This is a genomic window from Camelimonas fluminis (assembly GCF_014656355.1).
In the GTDB taxonomy this organism is placed as follows: domain Bacteria; phylum Pseudomonadota; class Alphaproteobacteria; order Rhizobiales; family Beijerinckiaceae; genus Camelimonas; species Camelimonas fluminis.
The window spans coordinates 252,607-271,008 of the sequence record NZ_BNCG01000001.1; the positions used below are offsets into that span (position 1 = coordinate 252,607).

An 18,402-nucleotide genomic window follows, 5' to 3' on the forward strand; every position below is an offset into this window, starting at 1 on the left:
CCTGTGTTCGAAGGTTGCCCGCTCGAGCGCTCTCCGATCAACCGGAAACGGCGGATCGATCAGAATTCGCTCAAAACAAAAAGAACTGGAGCAGTTCGCGATCCAGATTGATCGAAGCCTGCTTTAAAGCATTTTCCGGAAAAGCGGAAACCAACTTTTCATAAAGAAAATGCGTTGAATGAAAGCGGTCGAGCATTTTATGCGACCTGGCTTTCACTGGAAATGCTCAAGCGTTTTCAAGCTGGGTCAATGCCGGTTCGCGTGAAGAACCCGTGTTCGTTCAAACGGATGAAGCGAAAACCTGCTTCTGTATGAACGGATTTCTGCTCCAGGGGGGGCTCAGGTCCACATTCGTATCCCGCATAAAACGGTGGAATGAGGATGCCCGCGACACGTGCGGGCATGAGGTGTTGATGCAGCGGGGCGCCATCCGGAGCGGACGTCGCACCGCTGCAAGTGCTTTGGCAAGTACCTTGGCAAGTACTTTGGCAAGTGCTTTGGCGGCCTGGCGGCGGCGGCTCAGCGGCCAGGGCGACCGCGACCACCGCCTGGCTTGCCTCCAAACGGCTTGCCCCCAAGGGGTTTGCCGCCCGGTTTGCCAAACGGCCTGCCGCCTGAGGGGCGCTCGCCAAACGGCTTGCCGCCGGGCTTTCCAGCGAAAGGCCTGCCGCCGGACGGTTTGCCGCCGAAGCTCTTTCTGTCGCCAAATTCCCGCCTGTCGCCACCGTCCTGCCGACCGCGCCCATCGCGCCGATCGTCAGCGAAACGGTCGCGGCCTGGGCCAGGCGCGCGCTCGCCGCGCGGCGGCCTGTCGCCGAAACCGCTGTCACGGGCGCCGAAACCGCCGGAGCGTCCCTTGCCGCCAAATGGCCTGTCGTTGCTGCGGAAGGGACGGTCGCCAGATGGGCTCCTGTCGCCGAACGCGCGCTCGCCAAAGTCGCCGCCGCGACCCCGGGCATTGCGCCGCGGCTCATCCACCGGCTTTTCGCGAACCACCTTTTCCACCAGCACGCGGCGGCCGCCAGGGCTGGCGACGGCGCCAGCGCGGACATGGGCGCGTTGGCCGCTTTCGGCGCGGGCGGCCAGCGGATCATCGCCGCGACGCGGCTTGCGGCTGCCGGCGCCAGCGCGCGCCGCTTCCGTATCGGCGTCGCGCCAGGTGCTGCGCTTCAGGCCGACGCGCGAGCCGACGGCCTTCTGCGGCGCCGGATCGTCAGGGGAGGGGCGCCAGGGGTCCGGCGTGCCGCGCGGCGCCGGCGGGGCGGCTGCGGGCGCGGTCCGGGCGTAAGTTTCGCCCTCAGCCGCGCGCATCGCCGCCCTGCGGCCGCCAGGCTCGAACCAGCCGTCCTCATGGTCGAACGGCGCGTTGTCCTTCCACGGCTTGCCCTTGATGGCCTCGCGGAACTCTTCCTCCACGCCTTCGTCAAACGACGCATCGACCGCCTCTTGCTCGGGCAGGCGGTGCGGAATGCGCGGCGGCAGCAGCGACGCCGGGCGGCCTTCGCCAGGATCGCGCTCATGCGCCGGAGATTCAAAGTCAACGCCGGCGCGGCGGGCTAGGTCGTCGCCAAGCTGACTTTTCAGCACGGCGAGGCGCACCTCGTCGGCGGCGCCCTCCGGAATGTCGCCAAGCTGGAACGGGCCGAAGGAGATGCGGATCAGGCGGTTCACCCTGAGGCCAAGGTGCTCAAGAATGCGCTTGACCTCACGGTTCTTGCCTTCACGCAGGCCGAGCATCAGCCACACATTGTGGCCTTGCTGGCGCTGGATGCTGGCCTGCACCGGACCGTAGTGAACCCCGTCGATGGTGACCCCGTCCTCAAGCGCCAGCAGCGCGTCGGGCGTGATCTGACCATAGGCGCGGACGCGATAGCGGCGCAGCCAGCCAGTTTCGGGGTGCGACAGCACCCGCGCCAGACCGCCGTCGTTGGTGAGCAGCAGCAGGCCTTCGGTGTTGATGTCGAGACGACCGATCGAGATCACATGCGGCAGGTCGCCCGGCAGGTGCTGGAACACCGTGGGGCGGCCTTCCGGATCGAACTGCGTCGTCACCAGCCCTGCGGGCTTGTTGTAGAGCCACAGCCGGGTGCGCTCGCGCGCCGGCATCGGCTTGCCGTCGATCAGGATGTGATCGGCCGGGCCGACGTTGATGGCCGGCGACTGGATGACCTGGCCGTTCACGCTGACGCGGCCGGCGGTGATGATGATCTCGGCGTCGCGGCGTGAGGCCACGCCAGAGCGGGCCATCACCTTCGCCAGACGCTCGCGGCCATCGGGACGCTCGACGCGCTCGGTCTGCGGACGCGGACGGTTGCGATCGGGGCGATCTCGCTCCTGACGCCCGGCCGGGCGATCGCTGAAACGTTCGCTGTAGCTGCCGCGACCGCTCTCCGGGCGCGGGCGACCGGAAAAGGCTGGCCTGGCGTCGCCATAGTGGCCGGCGTCGCGCCGGGGCGCGCCGTCGCGCTTGCCGAAGCCCCGCTTCTCAAAGCCTCTGTTTTCGCCGCCATGGCGGCTGAAGTCGCGCTCGCCGCCGAAGCGACGGTCGCCGTCACGCCCGTCCTGACGCCCGGCGAAGCCACGCGGACGCTCTTGTCCCCCGCGTTCCTGCCCACCGCGTTCCTGCCAGTGGCGTTTCTGCCCGTCGCGCTCTGGTCTGCCGCGCGCCGGTCCGCCACGCTCCTGGTGCGGACGATCCTGACGCGGACGGTCCTGGCCGAAGCGCGGGTTGTCGGGACGCTCGCCGCGGAATGGCCGGGGGCCGCGATCCGGCCGGCCTGGGCCGCCTTCCGGCCGGCGTTCGCCGAAACCGCGCTTCTCGCCGAAGGGGCGCTTCTCGCCGAAGGGCGGCCTGTCGCCGCCGCGACCGCCGCGCGCGCCAAAGCCGCCGCCTGCGGGCTTGCCGCCAGCGGGTCTGTCGCCGCGCGAGTCCCGGTCGCGTCCGCCACCGAAGCCGCCAGTTCTGGATCCGCGCGCGCCGCCGCCGTCACGGCCGCCGCCATTGCCATTGCCGCCGCGTCCTGGGCGGGGCGGGCGCCTGTTATCCGTTTTGTCCGTCATTGCGGCGTGATAGCAGAGGCGGGGCCGCTTAGCGAGAAGATCAATGCAGGATGATCGCATGGAAAATGCGCGATGGACGCGGGGCGCCGGCTCGATGATGGATGCGGCCCTGGGCGAGGCCCGCGCCGCCGGGGCGCGCGGCGAGACGCCGATCGGCGCCGTGGTGGTGCGCGATGGGGTTGTGATCGCCAGCGCCGGCAACCGTCCGCGTGAGTTGAAGGACCCCACCGCCCACGCGGAAATCCTTGCAATCCGCGCCGCCGCCGCTGTTCTGGGCAACGAGCGGCTGATCGGTTGTGATCTTTATGTGACCCTTGAGCCGTGTCCGATGTGCGCGGCGGCGATTTCCTTCGCCCGCATCCGGCGGCTGTATTACGGCGCCGCCGACCCCAAGGGCGGGGCCGTTGACAGCGGCGTGCGCCTTTACGCCTCACCCACCTGTCATCATGCGCCGGAAGTCTATGGCGGCATCAGCGAGACAGCCTCAGCGACGCTGTTGCGGGATTTCTTCGCCGCAAAGCGCTGAAACAGGGCGCGAATCAGTTCCGGCCGGGCGAGGGCAATCCCGGCGCGCGGCGAGGCTGGCGTTTGCGATCAGACCTTGCTCGCCAGCACCTTGTCGACGCGCCTTCCGTCCATGTCGATTACCTCGAAGCGCCAGCCGAGCGCCTCGACGGCTTCCCCGGTTTGCGGCAGACGGCGCATGGCGTCGATCACCAGGCCGGCGACGGTGTCGTAGTCGCGTTCCTCAGGCAGATCGAGACCGAGCAGATCGCCGAGTTCATCCACATACATGGAGCCTGAGAGCAGCCAGGAGCCGTCCTGCCGCTGCACCGCGTCCTCATCGTCCGGCTCGTCGGAAATGAAGGCGCCGACAATGGCCTCCAGTGCGTCGGCGGGCGTGACCACGCCTTCGAAATGGCCGTATTCGTCATAGACCAGCGCCATGGGCACGGCCGACTTCTGCAGGGCCTCAAGCACATCAAGGGCGCTGAGCGTGTCCGGCGCCACCGGGGCCGCCCGCACATGGCTGCGGATGTCGAGGGGCGCGCCGGCGCGCAGGCCGCGCAGCAGGTCGCGCGCCACCACCACGCCGATGACATTGTCGGCGTCGCCCTCAATCACCGGGAAGCGCGAGTGCGGACTCTCGGCGATCTGGGCGTAGATGGCGGCGTCATCGTCATCGACATTGATCCAGTCCACCTCCATGCGCGGCGTCATCAGGCCGCGCACCGAGCGGTCGCCGAGGCGCAGCACGCCGCCGATCATGCGGTGCTCGGCCGGCTCGATCACGCCGGCGGTGCGGGCTTCGGCGACGATGGTGCGGATTTCATCGTCGGTGATGGAGCTGCCGCCGTCGTCGCGGGCGCCCAGCAGCCACATCAGGGCGCGGGTGGTGACATTGAGAAACCACACCAGCGGCGCCGCCGCCTTCGACAACGCCGCCATGGGCGGAGCCATGACGCATGCGATAGGCTCCGGATGGCGCAGGGCGAACTGCTTGGGGACCAGCTCGCCGATAACCACCGACATGAAGGTGATCACGGCGACGACGCCGCCATAGCCCAGGGCGTCGGACATCTGGCGGCTGAAGCCGAACCCGGAGAGGATCTCTGAAACCCGGCCGCCCAGCGCGGCGCCCGACACGGCGCCGGCGAGGATGCCGATCAGCGTGATGCCGATCTGCACGGTGGGCAGGAAGCGGCCGGGCTCTTCCGACAGCGCCAGCGCCGCCTCGGCGCCGCGTTGGCCGCGTTCAGCCATCACGCGCAGGCGGGAGGCGCGGGAGGAGACGATTGCGAGTTCGGAAAGCGCGAAAAGGCCGTTAAGAACGATAAGCAGAAAGGCGATTAAAAGTTCAAGCACCGGTTACAGGCAAGCTTGCTCAGCCGCCTCTCCCTCAGAAGGCAAGGGAGGATGAGGTTTCTGCTTCTGCAAATCAATAGGCGCAAATCAACAAGCCATGGCGAGAGGTTGAGGAGCGCGTTCGGGCGTTCGCGGCCTGGCGCGATGCGGAATACGAGGCCGTCGCGCACCCGCGACGCATGTCGGGTTTGGCGCCGCGTCACCCCTTTGTCATAGTTCGGTAACCGGCGGGTTTGATATGGTAAAAGCCCGGCGAACCTGCTCTATGGTGCGCCAGCCAGCCCCATTCGCACGTCTCCTCCGGGCTGGGCTTTTTTGCAGAAGGCCGCGCAGGTTCCCGCCAGATGATCACGCAACCGTTCCTGGGCCGTCGATGGTTTCCAAATGTTTGGGATATCGTCGCTTTCGCCCTGCTGGTCGCGATCATGGTCAGCATCGCCATGGGCGCGCGCGACGCCGCGGCGCCGCTGGAGGCGTTGCGTTCTCCGCCGGTCACCACTGATCCGGCGCATCTGCCTTATTACGCGCTGCGCACCACTTTGCGCATGCTCGCCGCCATGGCGGCGTCGCTGGCCTTCACCATGGCTTTTGGCGCGTTGTGCATCCGCAGCCGCAAGCTGGCGATGGTGCTGGAGCCGGCGGTCGACATCCTGCAATCGGTGCCGGTGCTGGGCTTTCTCACCTTCACCATCACGTTCTTCCTGGGGCTGTTTCCCGGCCAGATCATCGGCGCGGAATTCGCCGCCGTGTTCGCCATTTTCACCAGCCAGGCGTGGAACATGGCGCTGAGCTTCCTGCAGTCGGCGCGCAATACGCCGCGCGACCTGGAGGAGGCGGCGGCCAGCCTGCAACTGTCCGCCTGGCAGAAATTCTGGCGCCTGACCGTGCCCTTCGCCATGCCCGGGCTGGTGTGGAACATGATGATGTCCATGTCGGGCGGCTGGTTCTTCATCGTCGCATCGGAGGCGCTGACGGTTGGCGACCAGCACATCATCCTGCCTGGCGTTGGCTCCTATCTGGCCAGGGCGGTGGATGAAGGCAATCTGCACGCGGTCGGCTACGCCACGCTGACCATGATCGTCGTCATTCTCATCTATGACCAGGTTCTGTTCAGGCCGCTGACAGCCTGGGCCGACAAGTTCCGCATGACGGGCGACGGCGGCGACGCCGCCGAGGCGCCTGGCGCGTGGCTGCTGGATTTTTTCCGCCGCACCCGGGTGCTGCGGGCGATCGTGGCGCCGGCGGGGGGCCTGCTGCGCCAGCTCGGGCAGTTGCGGCTGGATGGCGGACCAGGCCGGCGCCGGCGCATCATGCCGCAGCTGCCGCCCGGGATCGCCCGGATGCTCGACCTGTTGTGGATGGTGGTCGTGGTCGTCGGGGCGCTGTGGGCGTCGTGGCTGATCATCTCCTTCATTCGCGTCACACTTGCTCCGGCGGATTTTGTCGAGGCGATCCGGCTCGGCTGCTTCACTTTCCTGCGGGTGATGGCGGTGGTGATCCTCGCCAGCATTTTCTGGACGCCAATTGGCGTGTGGATCGGCATGCGGCCGTGGGTGGCGGTGCGGGCGCAGCCCATTGTCCAGTTCGCCGCCGCGTTCCCCGCCAACCTGCTGTTTCCCGTGGTGGTGGCGGGCATCGTCGCCTTTCACGGCAATCCCAATATCTGGCTGACCGTGCTGATGGCTCTTGGCGCCCAGTGGTACATCCTGTTCAACGTGATCGCTGGGGCCAGCGCCATTCCGGGCGATCTGCGCGAAGCCGGTCGCAGCCTGAGCCTGAGGGGAGCGCTGCGCTGGCGCACGCTCATCCTGCCGGGGATTTTGCCCTATTATGTCACCGGCGCGCTCACCGCCGCCGGCGGAGCCTGGAACGCCAGCATCGTGGCGGAAATCGCCCAATGGGGCAGCGTGAAGCTGGTGGCGGCCGGGCTTGGCTCCTACATCGCCCAGGCGTCGGAGGCGGGGGATCTGCCGCGCGTGGTGCTCGGCGTCACCGTCATGTCGCTGTTCGTGCTGGCGCTGAACCGGGTGCTGTGGTTGCCATTGCGCGGCTGGATCGAGCGCCGGTTCCGGCTGTGAAACCCATTTGACGCATTCTTCCGGCGGCCGGTTGTCTTCCCGCCGGGAAATGCCGCAAGAGCCCTGAAATCGACGCGCCCGGCTTTGGCGCGCAAGCGGAGTGCAAGCGGATGTCGCGCGATACAGCCTGGCCGCAGCAGGAGCGCACCGGGCGGCCAACCCTGCTGGAAGTCCGCCACGTCAAGCGTGATTTCGCCAAGGCGAGCGGCGAGGCCCTGGCCGTGCTCGACGGCGTGAATTTTGAGGTGCGCCAGGGCGAGATCATCGGCCTGCTTGGCCGCTCGGGCTCAGGCAAGTCGACGCTGCTGCGCATCGCCGCCGGGCTGCTGCCGCCGACCTCGGGCGAGGTGCTGTTCCATGGCCAGCCGGTGGACGGTCCGCCGCGCGGCGTTTCCATGGTGTTTCAGAGCTTCGCCCTGTTCCCGTGGCTGACGGTGCAGGAAAACGTTGAACTGGGGCTGGAAGCGCTGGGCGTCGACACGCCGGAGCGGCGCCGGCGCGCCCTGCAGGCCATCGACCTCATCGGCCTTGACGGTTTCGAGAACGCCTATCCACGCGAGCTGTCCGGAGGCATGCGCCAGCGCGTCGGTTTTGCCCGCGCGCTGGTGATGCATCCGGATCTGCTGCTGATGGACGAGCCGTTCTCGGCCCTCGACGTGCTGACCGCCGAGACCCTGCGCACCGACCTCGTCGATCTGTGGATGGAAGACCGCCTGCCGGTGGGCGCGGTGCTCATCGTCACCCACAACATCGAGGAAGCGGTGCTGTTGTGCGACCGCATCCTGATCTTCTCGTCCAACCCCGGCCGGGTGGCGGCGCAGGTGCGCATCACCCTGCCGCACCCGCGCAATCGCCAGGACCCGCGTTTCCGCAAGGTGGTGGACGACGTTTACGCCCGCATGACCCGGCGGTCCCCGGCGCAGCTGGAGGGCGAAGGCGAGGGCGGCGCCTCGCCGCTGGCGTTGCAGCCGGTTTCCACCAATATCATGGCCGGCATGCTGGAAGCGGTGGCCGGCGAGCCATGGAACGGTCGCGCCGACCTGCCAGACCTTGCCCGCGACCACCAGCTGGAGGCCGACGAGATGGTGCAGTTGGGCGAGGCGCTGCAACTGCTCGGTTTCGCCGACATGAAGGACGGCGATCTGCATCTGACGGACGCCGGCATGGCGTTCGCCGGCATGGAGACCGATGCGCGCAAGGATCTGTTCGCCCAGCAACTGATCGAGCACGTGCCGCTGGTGCGGATGATTCACCAGGAGCTTGAGCAGCGCGCCGACCATCGCGTTCCCGCCGCCAAATTCCGCGCCGAGCTGGAGGACGCCATGTCCGAAAACTACGCGGAGCAGACCTTGAACACGGCGGTGTCATGGGGCCGCTACGCCGAACTTTTCTCATATGATGAGCAGGCAGAATTTTTCAGTCTAGATGATCCTGAGTGAGGCATTCGACAGGTTGTTGTAATGCTCAATTTTTGACATATTGTTTTGAATATTTAATGATTACGCAAGCGCGCTTCAGGGCGCGGAGCAGAGACGCCGCGATGTGGCGCGCCAGATGAAGGCGTCGTCCCTGATGTAGAGAGGTTGCGCCGACAGGATAGAGCCGGGAGGTTGTCGTCGTTCGTTCCGGGCGCGCGAGTCCCACGAGATGGAATGGGCGATTTTTGCTCTTGAACAGGTTCCTGCCAGACTGAAACGGGAATGTGTTCAGCCCCTTCGAAGCAGCTTATCTTTCTGTTTCGGAAAAAGGCATGCGCTTTACTGGAAGGCGCCCGGACCCGGACAACGCCCGGGCCTCATGGACTGCGGAGCCGAGGCCTTCGCAATCCGTTGTGAGATCGTCAATTTGTGCTGAGCGGCAGTTGATCGGGGCGGGGAACACTGCTGTTCTGTTCGCATCAACCAGGGGTCAGACTGATGGCGTATCATATTTCCCGCACAAGATTTCCGGCATCGCGGACAGGCGTCGACACTGGAGCGTTTCCGGCGCCGGCGTGGCGCGCGATGGCGCTGGGCGGCCTGGCGGCGTTGGGCGCCAGCCTGTTGATGGCGGCTCCGGCCAGCGCCCTCACCATGCAGGAGTGTAGCGCGAAGTATAAGGCGGCCCAGGCCGCTGGAACGCTGGGCTCCATGAAATGGAACGACTTCCGCAAGGCCCAGTGTGGAGAAGGCGGAGCCGCCGCTGCTGCTCCGGCGGCGCCTGCGGCAAGCCAGGGCGCCGCGCCAGCTACAGGCCAGACGGCGCCGGCGCGACCGGGCCAGCAGGCGGCGCCGGCCCAGCCGGCCCAACCAGCGGCCGCCGGATCCGCGGTGTTCCCGCGCGCGATCGCGCCCAAGTATTCGGCCGAAAAACCGGCGAAGCAGCGCATGCATACCTGCCTGGACCAGTACAACGCCAACAAAACCACCAACGGCAATGGCGGGCTCAAGTGGATCCAGAAGGGCGGCGGCTACTACAGCGAATGCAACAAGCGCCTGAAGAGCTGAGACAGGCGGCGAACGCCCTTGCCCGGGTGCGATGGCCTTTTGTCTGATATGCGGGACAGGGACGATCCTTGCTCCAGAGCAGGGCTGTTGGGCTTGGGCTGCGTGATTCCGGATTGACAGGACAGCCGGGCTGGCCGGTTCGCCTTTGTCGGCCGCGCGGTTTTTGCCGCGCGGCTTTTTCGCCTGTCCGGAGCACTTTCCGGCCAGGCCAGGTCGGGCTCCGGAGCTTGGTGACGGCGCAAAAAGCGCTGGGGCAGGACATGGGCGGCGCCGGTTCGGAAGCACCCCATGAAGGAAAAAGGCTGGGCGGAAAAGCCGCTTGGGCGGATCTGCCCCGTTCGGGCAGGCAGGCGCCGGTCGGCGCCTGGGGCACAGGGGGGCGCTGGTCTGCGCCCGACTTGGCCCCGGGCGCCAGGCGCGGTAAAACCGCTCGGTCAGGTTTGGCCTGAATGGGGCGCCGGCGCTTGCCGGCGCGGGTGTTGGCGTGGTCGATCTGGCGGCGCGCTGGCGGGCCGGACGGGAGCAAATATGGTCAGCGGAAGCTGAATTTGCTCCGGCGGTTTGAATTGACGCATTTTCTTCAGCGCGAAATGCTATTTACTCCGTCTGAAAATGTATCAGAACAGGCAGGAAACGAGTGAGAACGATGGCTGAGGGCGATCAGGCGACGGCCTGGAACCGGGTGTTAACTTACGACGCAATCGTCAATTTTCGTGATTTCGGCGGCTATTCCACCGGGGCTGGCGGCCGTGTCGTGACGGGTCGGCTGTTCCGCGCCGCGCACCAGAATCTGGCGACCGACGCGGATCTGGAGCGCATGGCGGGGCTCAATCTGGCCCTCGTCGTCGATCTGCGCCGGCCAACGGAGCGCCAGAACCAGCCCTCCCGCCGCCCGGCAAACTGGGCTGGCTCGGTCATTGACAATGACATCGGCGATGAGGCCGAAACGCCGCATCTGGCCTTCCTGCGCAAATCCGACGTGACTCCGGCCTCCATCGAGGCCTATCTGCAGGGCTACTACAGCAAGGCGTTGCATGAGGAGCGTCATCAGGATCTGTTCAGCCGGGCATTGCGGGCCTTGCCAGAGCTGGACGGCGGCGTGCTGGTGCACTGTGCGGCGGGCAAGGACCGGACCGGCCTGCTGGTCGCGCTGATTCATTCCATCCTCGGCGTGCATCGCGATGACATCATCGCCGACTATCTGCTGACCAACGAACTGACGATGACTGACGCCCGTCGCGAACAGGTGCAGCAGACCCTCTCCGAGGCGCTCGGCCGGCCGGTTCCTGAGGAAGCGGTGCAGGCGTTCCTTGGCGTCGCTGGCCACCATCTGGATATCGCCCTGACGTCGGTCAACGAGGAGTACGGCTCCGTCGAGGGCTACCTGCGCCATCTCGGCTTCGGCGACGCTGACCGCGACGCGGTGATCGCCCGCTACACCGCTTGAGAGCGTAACATCGACAAGGCCAGAACCCGATGCGCCTGGCTCATGGGGTTCTGTCTGCTTCATGCCTGAGGTCGGCGGCGCGCCGCCCCTCGCATCGCCTGAGGCCGGGCGCTGGAATGTCAGAACCGGCGTTTTGGCAATCTGTTGATTTTATGATGGAATTTATGAGTTTTTCATTGGCGCGTCGCCAGATGTGACAGCGGCTGCCCATGCCTGGGCGCGCTCCACGCGCGCGCCCGGCGTAACGCCTTGCGGTGAAGGGCGCGCCGGACCTCGGGCGCCGGAAAACATCCGTTTCAGCCCGGATGAATTTTGTTCTGGCTTCAGCGCGGTTCCTGATGCAAGGACAGCCTGCATCCTGCATGCGCCATCTCATCTGCCTCTGCTGACAGCAGACCGTTGCCGCGGATATATCGTCATGTCGTTCCTGACCCGGAAAACCCTGTTCACCGTCGCCACCGGCGTATTCGTCGCCGGCATCGCCGCCATGGTCTTCATGCAGGACGCGGCGGATATTTTCTGGGTGGACAACAGCCTCGTTTCCGATACGCCGACCCGCGATCTGCATGCTTCGGAGCAGGCGGCGCTGGCCAAATCCCTGTCGCCGGGCCTGAACGATCCGGAGAGCGTGCAATGGCGTTGGCTGCCGCTGAACATGCAGACTTTCGAGAAGGGCCAGGGGCGTTATTGCGCTTACCTGAACGCCAAGGACGGGTCTGGCAACTATCTGGGCTTCCAGCCGTTCCTCGCCGCGGTGCGCACCGCCCGCAAGGAAATCCGCTCCGGCGAGCTTGCCCTGGTTGCGACCGACGCGGAGGCTTTGCAGGTGGTGAAGCGCATGTGCGCCCAGTCTGGCTATAATCTTCCCTGAAACGCAGCGGGCGCCCTGGAACAGCAGGGCCATCCGTTCCATCGTTCCGGAAAACGGCGCCGCCCGTTTTCCGGTTTGCGTCTTCCGGCCAGGGCATCTTCCGGCCAAGGCATCTTCCGGCCACTGCGCGTCTGGCGCGCTCCGGTCAGGCTGAAGCGCCCCGCGTTTCTTCCTGCGTTCCCTGTCTGACCAGAAAACACCACAGGCAGGATTCGCTTCGCCGGAGCGGCGGCAGCTTCCACGCGGATTGCTCCGTCGTCCAGATCCGATGGATCTGGCCCGACGTTTCCATGTCCCTTCAGGGGGACGTCCGGCTGCTTTGCCTGGGCCTGTTCAGTTCGTCCGGATCACGTCCTGCAGCAACGACAGCAGATGCTGCGCCACCGGCTTGCTGATATTGCGCCGGTATTTGGAATGGACGAGCTGGCCATTGTGGTAGACGTCGCATTCCATATACAGCCGCACGCCGTCCCAGCGGACAATGTTGTCGCTCTCGATGGTTTCGATCACCCCGAGGTTATCGAGAAAACGGCCTTCCTGCGGCTTGTCGTGCATATGGTGTCTCCTGAACCGCGTGCTGCGCTCCGGCCGCGTGACGGCCGGAGGTTCATTGTAGAGCCAATTCCGTCGCGGCTGGAATGCCCATCCGACAGGAAGTTACAGAGCTTCTACAAAAGTTGCAGACGGGCGCGGATAACCGCAGCTCAGAACACGCATTCAGTAAAAGTTGGCAGCACCGATTCGCGCCAATCCCCGTGGTAACGCGCCAGCAGCCGCGCGGCGTTGCTGCGGCCTTCCGCCACGATGGTCTGGAGCGGCGCCAGCCAGATGCGCTCGTCGGCGCCAGCGGCGTTGCTGCGCGCCCGGCGGGCCAGCCCCTGCTCCGACAGGGCGAGCACGTCGGCGGCCAGTTCCCGCATGCTCCGCCCGTCAATGCGGGCGTCAAAGCCCTGGGCGGGAACGTCGTCGCGCAATTGCTGACGCTGCTCCGCCGTCCAGCCCTTCGCCAGCTCCCAGGCGGCGTCGAGGGCGACGCTGTCATAGAGCAGGCCGGTCCAGAAGGCGGACAAGGCGACGATCATGTCGCGGTCGCCCACGTCGGCGCCGCGCATTTCCAGGAAGCGCTTCAACCGCACTTCGGGGAAGATGGTGGAGAGATGGTTGGCCCAGTCGGCCAGCGAGGCGGTTTCGCCCGGCAGCGCTGGCAGCCTGCCGTCGAGAAAGTCCCTGAACGAGGCGCCCGCGACGTCGATATAGGTCTCGCCGCGCTTGACGAAATACATTGGCACGTCGAGCGCATAGTCGACATAGCGCTGGAAACCCATGCCGTCTTCGAAAGCGAAGGCCAGCATGCCGGTGCGGTCGGCGTCGGTGTCGCTCCAGATATGCGAGCGCATCGACAGCAGGCCGTTGGGCTTGCCTTCCGTGAACGGCGAATTGGCGAACAGCGCCGTGGCCACCGGCTGCAGGGCCAGCGAAACCCGCAGCTTGCGCACCATGTCGGCTTCACTGCCGAAGTCCAGGTTCACCTGAACCGTGGAGGTGCGGAACATCATGTCGAGGCCGAGCGATCCGACCTTCGGCATGTAGCGCCGCATGATGCCATAGCGCTGCTTGGGCATCACCGGCGTTTCGGCGCGGCTCCACAGCGGGCTCATGCCCAGGGTCAGGAAGCGGATGCCCAGCGGCCCGGCGACCGCCTTCACGTCGGCCAGGTGGGCGTCAAGTTCTGCGGCGGTGTCGTGCAGCGTGGCGAGCGGCGCGCCGGACAGTTCGAACTGGCCGCCGGGCTCCAGCGAGATGGCGCCGCCGTCTTCGCTGTACAGCCCGATCGGGTGGTCGTCCTCCATGATCGGCGCCCAGCCGGTGCGGGCGGCCAGGCCGTCGAGCAGCGCGCGGATGCCGGCGGGATGATCGTACGGAACCGGGCTGTGATCGGCGACGTGGAAGGGAATCTTCTCGTGCTCGGTGCCCAGGCGCCAGTCATCCGCCGGCCGGCAGCCGCTTTCCAGCCAGCTGACCAGCTCGTCACGGGAACCGATCGGCGTGGCATCGGAAACATCGCGCGCCATGTGTGTCTTTCCGGAAATCGCCAGGAGCATGTTGCGTCGGCCCGGCGCCCGAAATTGGCTCCGTCCCGGCGCACCGCCAGACTCGTCGATGAGAGACGGCTGTGCGGTTTACAACGGCGCGCAGCGCGCATCCGTGTAAACGCATCCGGCTCCCGGACCGATCGCCGCGGGAACGAATCCCGGCGGCGGGGGAGGGCCGCGCGGGGACGCGCAGCCTGCCTTCCGCCATGTTCATAAGGGCCCTGAAGGTCGCCTGCAATCTCTGCCGTCGCCGCGTCGCCATGCGCGGAACGCCAGCAGTCAGGGCAGGTTGCGCGGGGCTGATGTCATTCCACGTCGTGAAAGCGCGATAAATCAGAATGATAGCGTAAAATTCGCCGCCCATAAGGACGTATTTTCTTCGTGAAAAACGCGCCGGGGCTGCTGCTGCCCGCCTCAGTCCGTCAGTTGGCCCCAGTCGCCAAGCGTGGCCTGAACCACGGCCAGGGCGGCGATGGCGGCGGTGTCCGCCCGCAGGATGCGGGGGCCGAGGGAGATGCGCGCGACGTTGGACCGTCGACCGATCAATGCGCGCTCGGCGTCGGAAAAACCGCCTTCTGGCCCAATCAGCAACGCCAGCGGCTGGCCGGCCGGCAGGGCGCGCAGCGCCTCCACGGGATTGGCGCACGGCGCGTCCTCGTCGCAGAAGATCAGCGCGCGGGCTGGCTCCAGCCGCTCAAGGGCGGCGGCAAGGCGCTCTTCGCTGGCGATGTCGGGAATCGCCAGCAACTCGCACTGCTCCGCAGCTTCCACGGCGTTGGCGCGCATGCGGTCGAGATTGACGCGGCGGGCCTCGGTGCGTTCGGTGATGACGGGCGCCAGGCGACTGACGCCCATTTCGACCGCCTTCTGCACCATGTAATCGAGGCGGGCGTGCTTGAGCGGCGCGAACAGATAATGCAGATCCGGACAGAAGACTTGCGGGCGGGTGCGATCATCAGGCGCCAGGGTGACCACGCCGCGCGCCGCCCCGACGATCCGGGCGCTCCATTCGCCGTCCATGCCATTGAACAGCAGCACCCGCGCGCCCACGCCCAGCCGCAGCACATGGGTGAGGTAGTGCGACTGCTGCTTCTCCAGGGTCACGGTTTCGACTGGCGTCTCGCCGGTCGCCAGGGACTGGCTGACGAACAGCCGCGGCGCGCGGCGGTCGCGCTGGCGGGGCGGAGAGGCGTCATGGCCGGAGACATCGTTCTGGCGCAAATCGGGCATCCCTGTCATTCGTCCCTGCTGTTCGTCCCGGTTGTTCGTGCTGTCATTCACGGCGCACAGGCCGCGCCGTCAGGCCGGATAGCGTGGGCGGCGCTCCCAAAACAGCCCCCCGGTCACCTCCGCCGGCGTCGCCATGGCTCGTCGCGGCGCGAAAATGGCGATGTTGAACCCATAATAAACCATATTGATAAACACTTGTGGTTAGCGCTAGTTGTGTCGGAGTGATCGCAGCCCGTGATCCTGGTCCAATGGGGGCCATAATTCACTGGCATGTTGCGGTTTTACATTTTTGGCTGGGCGTGACGTGAGGTCGTTGTTGCGGCGACGGCGTTGCGAATCTGCGACGCGGCAGGCAGCCAGACGGTCGCCGCGACAGCGCTGGCCGGACCTGGCGGGCAAGGTGGTTTGCAGCGTGGTTTGATGGCGTCGTGGACAGAAAACGGGGAATGTTAATGAGTTTGCCAGTTCGGCGTATGTCGCTCGCCATGTCGATCGCGACGGGAATCGTCAGCCTGGGCGTTATGGCGTCTGCGCCAGCCCTGGCGCAGACGCCGCCGCCTGGATGCGAAAAGATGCAGACGCTGCTGCTCCAGCGTAAATCGCTTGTGGACGGCATTCAGAAGCTGAGCAAGGGCGGCAAGAAAATGGACGCCCGCGCCGCTTGCGGCGCTTTTGGCAAGCTGGTGTCCAACGGCGCCGAAACCGTCAAGTGGATGGAAGCCAACAAGGCGTGGTGCCAGATCCCCGAGAATTTCCTTGGTGGCCTCAAGTCGGATCACGAGAAGGCGATTGGCATCCGGGGCCAGGCCTGCAAGGTGGCGGCGCAGATCCAGCAGATGGAGAAGCGCGCTCGCGCCCAGGCGGCGCAGGGCGGCGCTGGCGGCGGCGGCGGCCCCTTGGGCGGCCCTGGTCTGACCGGACAGCGCAGCATCCCTGCCGGCGCGCTCTGAGCCGCTGGCGCCAGACGCGGCGCGTGCTGGCCTGATGGCGACCCCCGTCAGGGCGGAGACCGGCCTGGCGCCGGGTCTGACAATTCTGGAATTGTTGGCGGCGGCGCGATCTGATCGCGCCGCATTGCCTTGTCGGGGGCCTGTTGAGGCGGCGCTCGCGCCGCCGGCTGCCCGCCGGCCCCCGGATCATGGTTCGCCGTAACGCGCCTCGCCAGAACGGTGAAACCGTCTCCGTTCAATGGTAGAGGGCGAAATACCAGATCTGGATCAGGTTTCAGGGGGCAAAGCCATGAACGACGCCATCGACAGGCAGGCGGCCGACCCGTTGACGTTGCCAGACGCGGATCGCGGCAATTGGGTGGACCGGCGCGCGCCGGCGTCCGCGCGGCCTTTCCTCAAGATGGCCCGCGTCGACCGGCCGATCGGCTGGTGGCTGTTGCTGCTGCCCTGCTGGTGGTCGGCGACCCTGGCGGCCATCGCCGCAGGACATCCGTGGCCCAATCTGGCCCACATGGCGCTATTTTTCGTCGGCGCCGTGGCGATGCGCGGCGCCGGCTCAACCTGGAACGACATCACCGACCGCAACCTTGACGGCAAGGTGGCCCGCACCCGCATGCGGCCGCTGCCTTCTGGCCAGATCACGGTGCGTCAGGCGCTGGCCTCGATGGCGCTGCAATGCCTGATCGGTCTCGCGGTCCTGTTGTGCTTCAACGGCTTCACCATCTGGCTGGGGATCAGCTCCCTGGCGATCGTGGCTGTTTATCCGTTCATGAAGCGCATCACCCATATGCCGCAGTTCGTGCTGGGGCTGGCGTTTTCGTGGGGCGCGCTGGTGGGGTGGGCGGCGGCGTCCGGCTCGCTGGCCTGGCCGCCCGTGGTCATGTACGCGGCGGCTGTGCTGTGGACCATCGGCTATGACACCATCTACGCCATTCAGGATCTGGAAGACGACGAGATCGCCGGCATCAAATCCTCGGCCCGGTTGTTCGGCGCCCATGTGCGGACGGCGGTCGGCGTGCTGTACGCAGCCGTCGTGGTTCTGCTGGCGCTTGCCCTGTGGGGCGTGGGCGTCGGTCTCGCTGGCTGGCTGGGCCTCGCCGGTTTCGCCGCTCACCTGGCCTGGCAGACCAGAAGCATTTCCCGGGACGAGCCAGCCCGGTCGCTGAGGCTGTTCCGCTCCAACCGCGACGCCGGGCTGATTCTGCTCGCCGGCCTGCTCGCCGATGCGTTGACAGCGATGGCCTGACCGCGGCGGGGCGCAACAGGGCAAGGCGCGCGAAACGCCTTGTGAGCGAGCCAGCGCAGGCGTATGTATCTGGCGTTCCGCGTATTCTTCACGCGGGGCAGACAGACGATCATGCCAGATTGGCGTTTTGCTCCGTCTTTTTAAGTCGACATTTTTTGACGCGGGGCGGCGTCCGCTTCGCTGAAATGCTCCAGGGAGCCTGTCCGATCTCCGCGCGCATTCCCCCAGCCCGTACGCCCATCATCAGCACGGCCGGCAGCGGCGCCGACGCCGAGGCCCTGCGCGTGGTCATGCGCCAGGCGGCGATTGCCGGCGGCGACATCGCCATGGCCTCGTTCCGTCCAGGCCAGCAGACCAGCGCCAGGGTGCGTTACAAGACCGGCAATTCGCCGGTGTCCGACGCAGACGAAGCGGTTGACGCATATCTGAAGGAGACCCTGACGGCGGCGTTTCCCTCCGCAGGATGGCTCTCCGAGGAAACCCGCGACGACCGCGCCCGTCTCGACCATGACCTGTGTTGGGTCGTCGATCCGATCGACGGCACGCGCGCCTATTGCGCCGGCGACAGTAACTGGACCGTGGCGATCGCCCTGGTGGAGAAGGGCCGGCCTCTGGCGGGCGTGGTTTATGCGCCAGCCCTGGGCGAGCACTACAGCGCCGTGCGCGGCGCCGGGGCCGAAATGAACGGCGCGCCCATCGCCGCTTCGCTGCGCGAGCAGGCGGGGGGCGCCCGCACCGCCGGCCCGGGGCCGATGATCGACAAGCTTGAGCGTTACACCGGCGCGCTGACCAGGATGCCCCGATTGCCGTCGCTGGCGTTGCGGCTGGCGCGGGTGGCCAGCAACGACCTTGATATCGCCCTGGTGTCGGCGCATGCGCGCGACTGGGACATCGCGGCCGCCGATCTGCTCATAGAAGAGGCGGGAGGACTGTTGACGGGGCTGGACGGCTTCCGGCCAGTGTATAATTTGCGGGATCCGCAGCACGAGACCCTGGTTTCGACCGGCGCGCCGCTGCATGGCGAAGTGCTGGAAGGCGTGCAGGATCTCATGCGCCGTAATGGCTGGACCTGACC

Annotated in this window: 14 protein-coding genes; 9 read left to right on the forward strand and 5 right to left on the reverse strand. The window is 66.5% G+C overall.

Going from position 1 to position 18,402, the window contains the following annotated elements; translation table 11 throughout:
* Window positions 1-519 precede the first annotated feature (519 nt).
* The gene (locus tag IE243_RS01095) at window positions 520-3,060 is read right to left on the reverse strand and encodes a pseudouridine synthase (RefSeq protein ID WP_244642585.1); all 2,541 of its coding nucleotides are present in this window, start codon (window positions 3,058-3,060) and stop codon (window positions 520-522) included.
* Between the two features lie 58 nt (window positions 3,061-3,118).
* On the opposite strand from IE243_RS01095, the gene IE243_RS01100 reads away from it, so the two are divergent.
* Window positions 3,119-3,586 carry a nucleoside deaminase gene (locus IE243_RS01100; RefSeq protein ID WP_244642587.1) on the forward strand — a complete coding sequence of 156 codons (468 nt, stop codon included), beginning with the start codon at window positions 3,119-3,121 and terminating at the stop codon, window positions 3,584-3,586.
* A 68-nt stretch (window positions 3,587-3,654) separates the two neighbouring features.
* Here IE243_RS01100 and IE243_RS01105 read toward each other — a convergent pair whose 3' ends face one another.
* Window positions 3,655-4,926 carry a hemolysin family protein gene (locus tag IE243_RS01105; RefSeq protein WP_191317497.1) on the reverse strand — a complete coding sequence of 424 codons (1,272 nt, stop codon included), beginning with the start codon at window positions 4,924-4,926 and terminating at the stop codon, window positions 3,655-3,657.
* A 344-nt stretch (window positions 4,927-5,270) separates the two neighbouring features.
* Here IE243_RS01105 and IE243_RS01110 point away from each other — a divergent pair, with 344 nt between their 5' ends.
* From IE243_RS01110 to IE243_RS01130, 5 genes are all read left to right on the forward strand, one after another.
* On the forward strand, window positions 5,271-7,004 hold the full coding sequence (locus IE243_RS01110; RefSeq protein WP_191317498.1) for an ABC transporter permease: 1,734 nt from the start codon (window positions 5,271-5,273) through the stop codon (window positions 7,002-7,004).
* 110 nt (window positions 7,005-7,114) lie between these two features.
* Complete coding sequence (locus IE243_RS01115; protein WP_191317499.1) at window positions 7,115-8,443, forward strand: ABC transporter ATP-binding protein; 1,329 nt, start codon at window positions 7,115-7,117, stop codon at window positions 8,441-8,443.
* Between the two features lie 564 nt (window positions 8,444-9,007).
* Window positions 9,008-9,490, forward strand: coding sequence for a hypothetical protein (locus tag IE243_RS01120; RefSeq protein ID WP_191317500.1), 483 nt, complete (start codon window positions 9,008-9,010; stop codon window positions 9,488-9,490).
* Window positions 9,491-10,136: 646 nt separating this feature from the next.
* Window positions 10,137-10,937 (forward strand): tyrosine-protein phosphatase, encoded by an 801-nt coding sequence (locus tag IE243_RS01125; protein ID WP_191317894.1) that lies wholly within the window; start codon window positions 10,137-10,139, stop codon window positions 10,935-10,937.
* A gap of 418 nt (window positions 10,938-11,355) precedes the next feature.
* Window positions 11,356-11,808: a hypothetical protein gene (locus IE243_RS01130; RefSeq protein ID WP_191317501.1), complete on the forward strand. Its 453-nt coding sequence runs from the start codon at window positions 11,356-11,358 to the stop codon at window positions 11,806-11,808.
* A gap of 333 nt (window positions 11,809-12,141) precedes the next feature.
* Here the strand turns inward: IE243_RS01130 and IE243_RS01135 are convergent, their stop codons facing one another.
* From IE243_RS01135 to IE243_RS01145, 3 genes are all read right to left on the reverse strand, one after another.
* On the reverse strand, window positions 12,142-12,363 hold the full coding sequence (locus tag IE243_RS01135) for a hypothetical protein (protein WP_191317502.1): 222 nt from the start codon (window positions 12,361-12,363) through the stop codon (window positions 12,142-12,144).
* A 149-nt stretch (window positions 12,364-12,512) separates the two neighbouring features.
* Window positions 12,513-13,880 (reverse strand): glutamate--cysteine ligase, encoded by a 1,368-nt coding sequence (locus IE243_RS01140; RefSeq protein ID WP_191317503.1) that lies wholly within the window; start codon window positions 13,878-13,880, stop codon window positions 12,513-12,515.
* A gap of 435 nt (window positions 13,881-14,315) precedes the next feature.
* Window positions 14,316-15,131, reverse strand: coding sequence for a 16S rRNA (uracil(1498)-N(3))-methyltransferase (locus tag IE243_RS01145; protein ID WP_191317895.1), 816 nt, complete (start codon window positions 15,129-15,131; stop codon window positions 14,316-14,318).
* Between the two features lie 452 nt (window positions 15,132-15,583).
* Here IE243_RS01145 and IE243_RS01150 point away from each other — a divergent pair, with 452 nt between their 5' ends.
* The 3 genes from IE243_RS01150 to IE243_RS01160 all read left to right on the forward strand — a co-directional run bounded on the left by IE243_RS01150 (window position 15,584) and on the right by IE243_RS01160 (window position 18,400).
* Window positions 15,584-16,081, forward strand: a complete 498-nt coding sequence (locus IE243_RS01150) for a hypothetical protein (RefSeq protein WP_244642589.1) — start codon at window positions 15,584-15,586, stop codon at window positions 16,079-16,081.
* A 289-nt stretch (window positions 16,082-16,370) separates the two neighbouring features.
* On the forward strand, window positions 16,371-17,327 hold the full coding sequence (ubiA, locus tag IE243_RS01155; protein WP_191317504.1) for a 4-hydroxybenzoate octaprenyltransferase: 957 nt from the start codon (window positions 16,371-16,373) through the stop codon (window positions 17,325-17,327).
* A gap of 185 nt (window positions 17,328-17,512) precedes the next feature.
* Window positions 17,513-18,400: an inositol monophosphatase family protein gene (locus tag IE243_RS01160; RefSeq protein WP_244642591.1), complete on the forward strand. Its 888-nt coding sequence runs from the start codon at window positions 17,513-17,515 to the stop codon at window positions 18,398-18,400.
* Window positions 18,401-18,402: the final 2 nt, after the last annotated feature.

Excerpts from the sequence above, each read along its gene's own strand:
- IE243_RS01095 (WP_244642585.1), bottom strand. The coding sequence starts at position 3,060 with ATGACGGACAAAACGGATAACAGGCGCCCGCCCCGCCCAGGACGCGGC.
- IE243_RS01100 (WP_244642587.1), top strand. The coding sequence starts at position 3,119 with ATGGAAAATGCGCGATGGACGCGGGGCGCCGGCTCGATGATGGATGCG.
- IE243_RS01110 (WP_191317498.1), top strand. The coding sequence starts at position 5,271 with ATGATCACGCAACCGTTCCTGGGCCGTCGATGGTTTCCAAATGTTTGG.
- IE243_RS01115 (WP_191317499.1), top strand. The coding sequence starts at position 7,115 with ATGTCGCGCGATACAGCCTGGCCGCAGCAGGAGCGCACCGGGCGGCCA.
- IE243_RS01120 (WP_191317500.1), top strand. The coding sequence starts at position 9,008 with ATGGCGCTGGGCGGCCTGGCGGCGTTGGGCGCCAGCCTGTTGATGGCG.
- IE243_RS01125 (WP_191317894.1), top strand. The coding sequence starts at position 10,137 with ATGGCTGAGGGCGATCAGGCGACGGCCTGGAACCGGGTGTTAACTTAC.
- IE243_RS01130 (WP_191317501.1), top strand. The coding sequence starts at position 11,356 with ATGTCGTTCCTGACCCGGAAAACCCTGTTCACCGTCGCCACCGGCGTA.
- IE243_RS01135 (WP_191317502.1), bottom strand. The coding sequence starts at position 12,363 with ATGCACGACAAGCCGCAGGAAGGCCGTTTTCTCGATAACCTCGGGGTG.
- IE243_RS01140 (WP_191317503.1), bottom strand. The coding sequence starts at position 13,880 with ATGGCGCGCGATGTTTCCGATGCCACGCCGATCGGTTCCCGTGACGAG.
- IE243_RS01145 (WP_191317895.1), bottom strand. The coding sequence starts at position 15,131 with ATGCCCGATTTGCGCCAGAACGATGTCTCCGGCCATGACGCCTCTCCG.
- IE243_RS01150 (WP_244642589.1), top strand. The coding sequence starts at position 15,584 with ATGAGTTTGCCAGTTCGGCGTATGTCGCTCGCCATGTCGATCGCGACG.
- ubiA (WP_191317504.1), top strand. The coding sequence starts at position 16,371 with ATGAACGACGCCATCGACAGGCAGGCGGCCGACCCGTTGACGTTGCCA.
- IE243_RS01160 (WP_244642591.1), top strand. The coding sequence starts at position 17,513 with ATGCTCCAGGGAGCCTGTCCGATCTCCGCGCGCATTCCCCCAGCCCGT.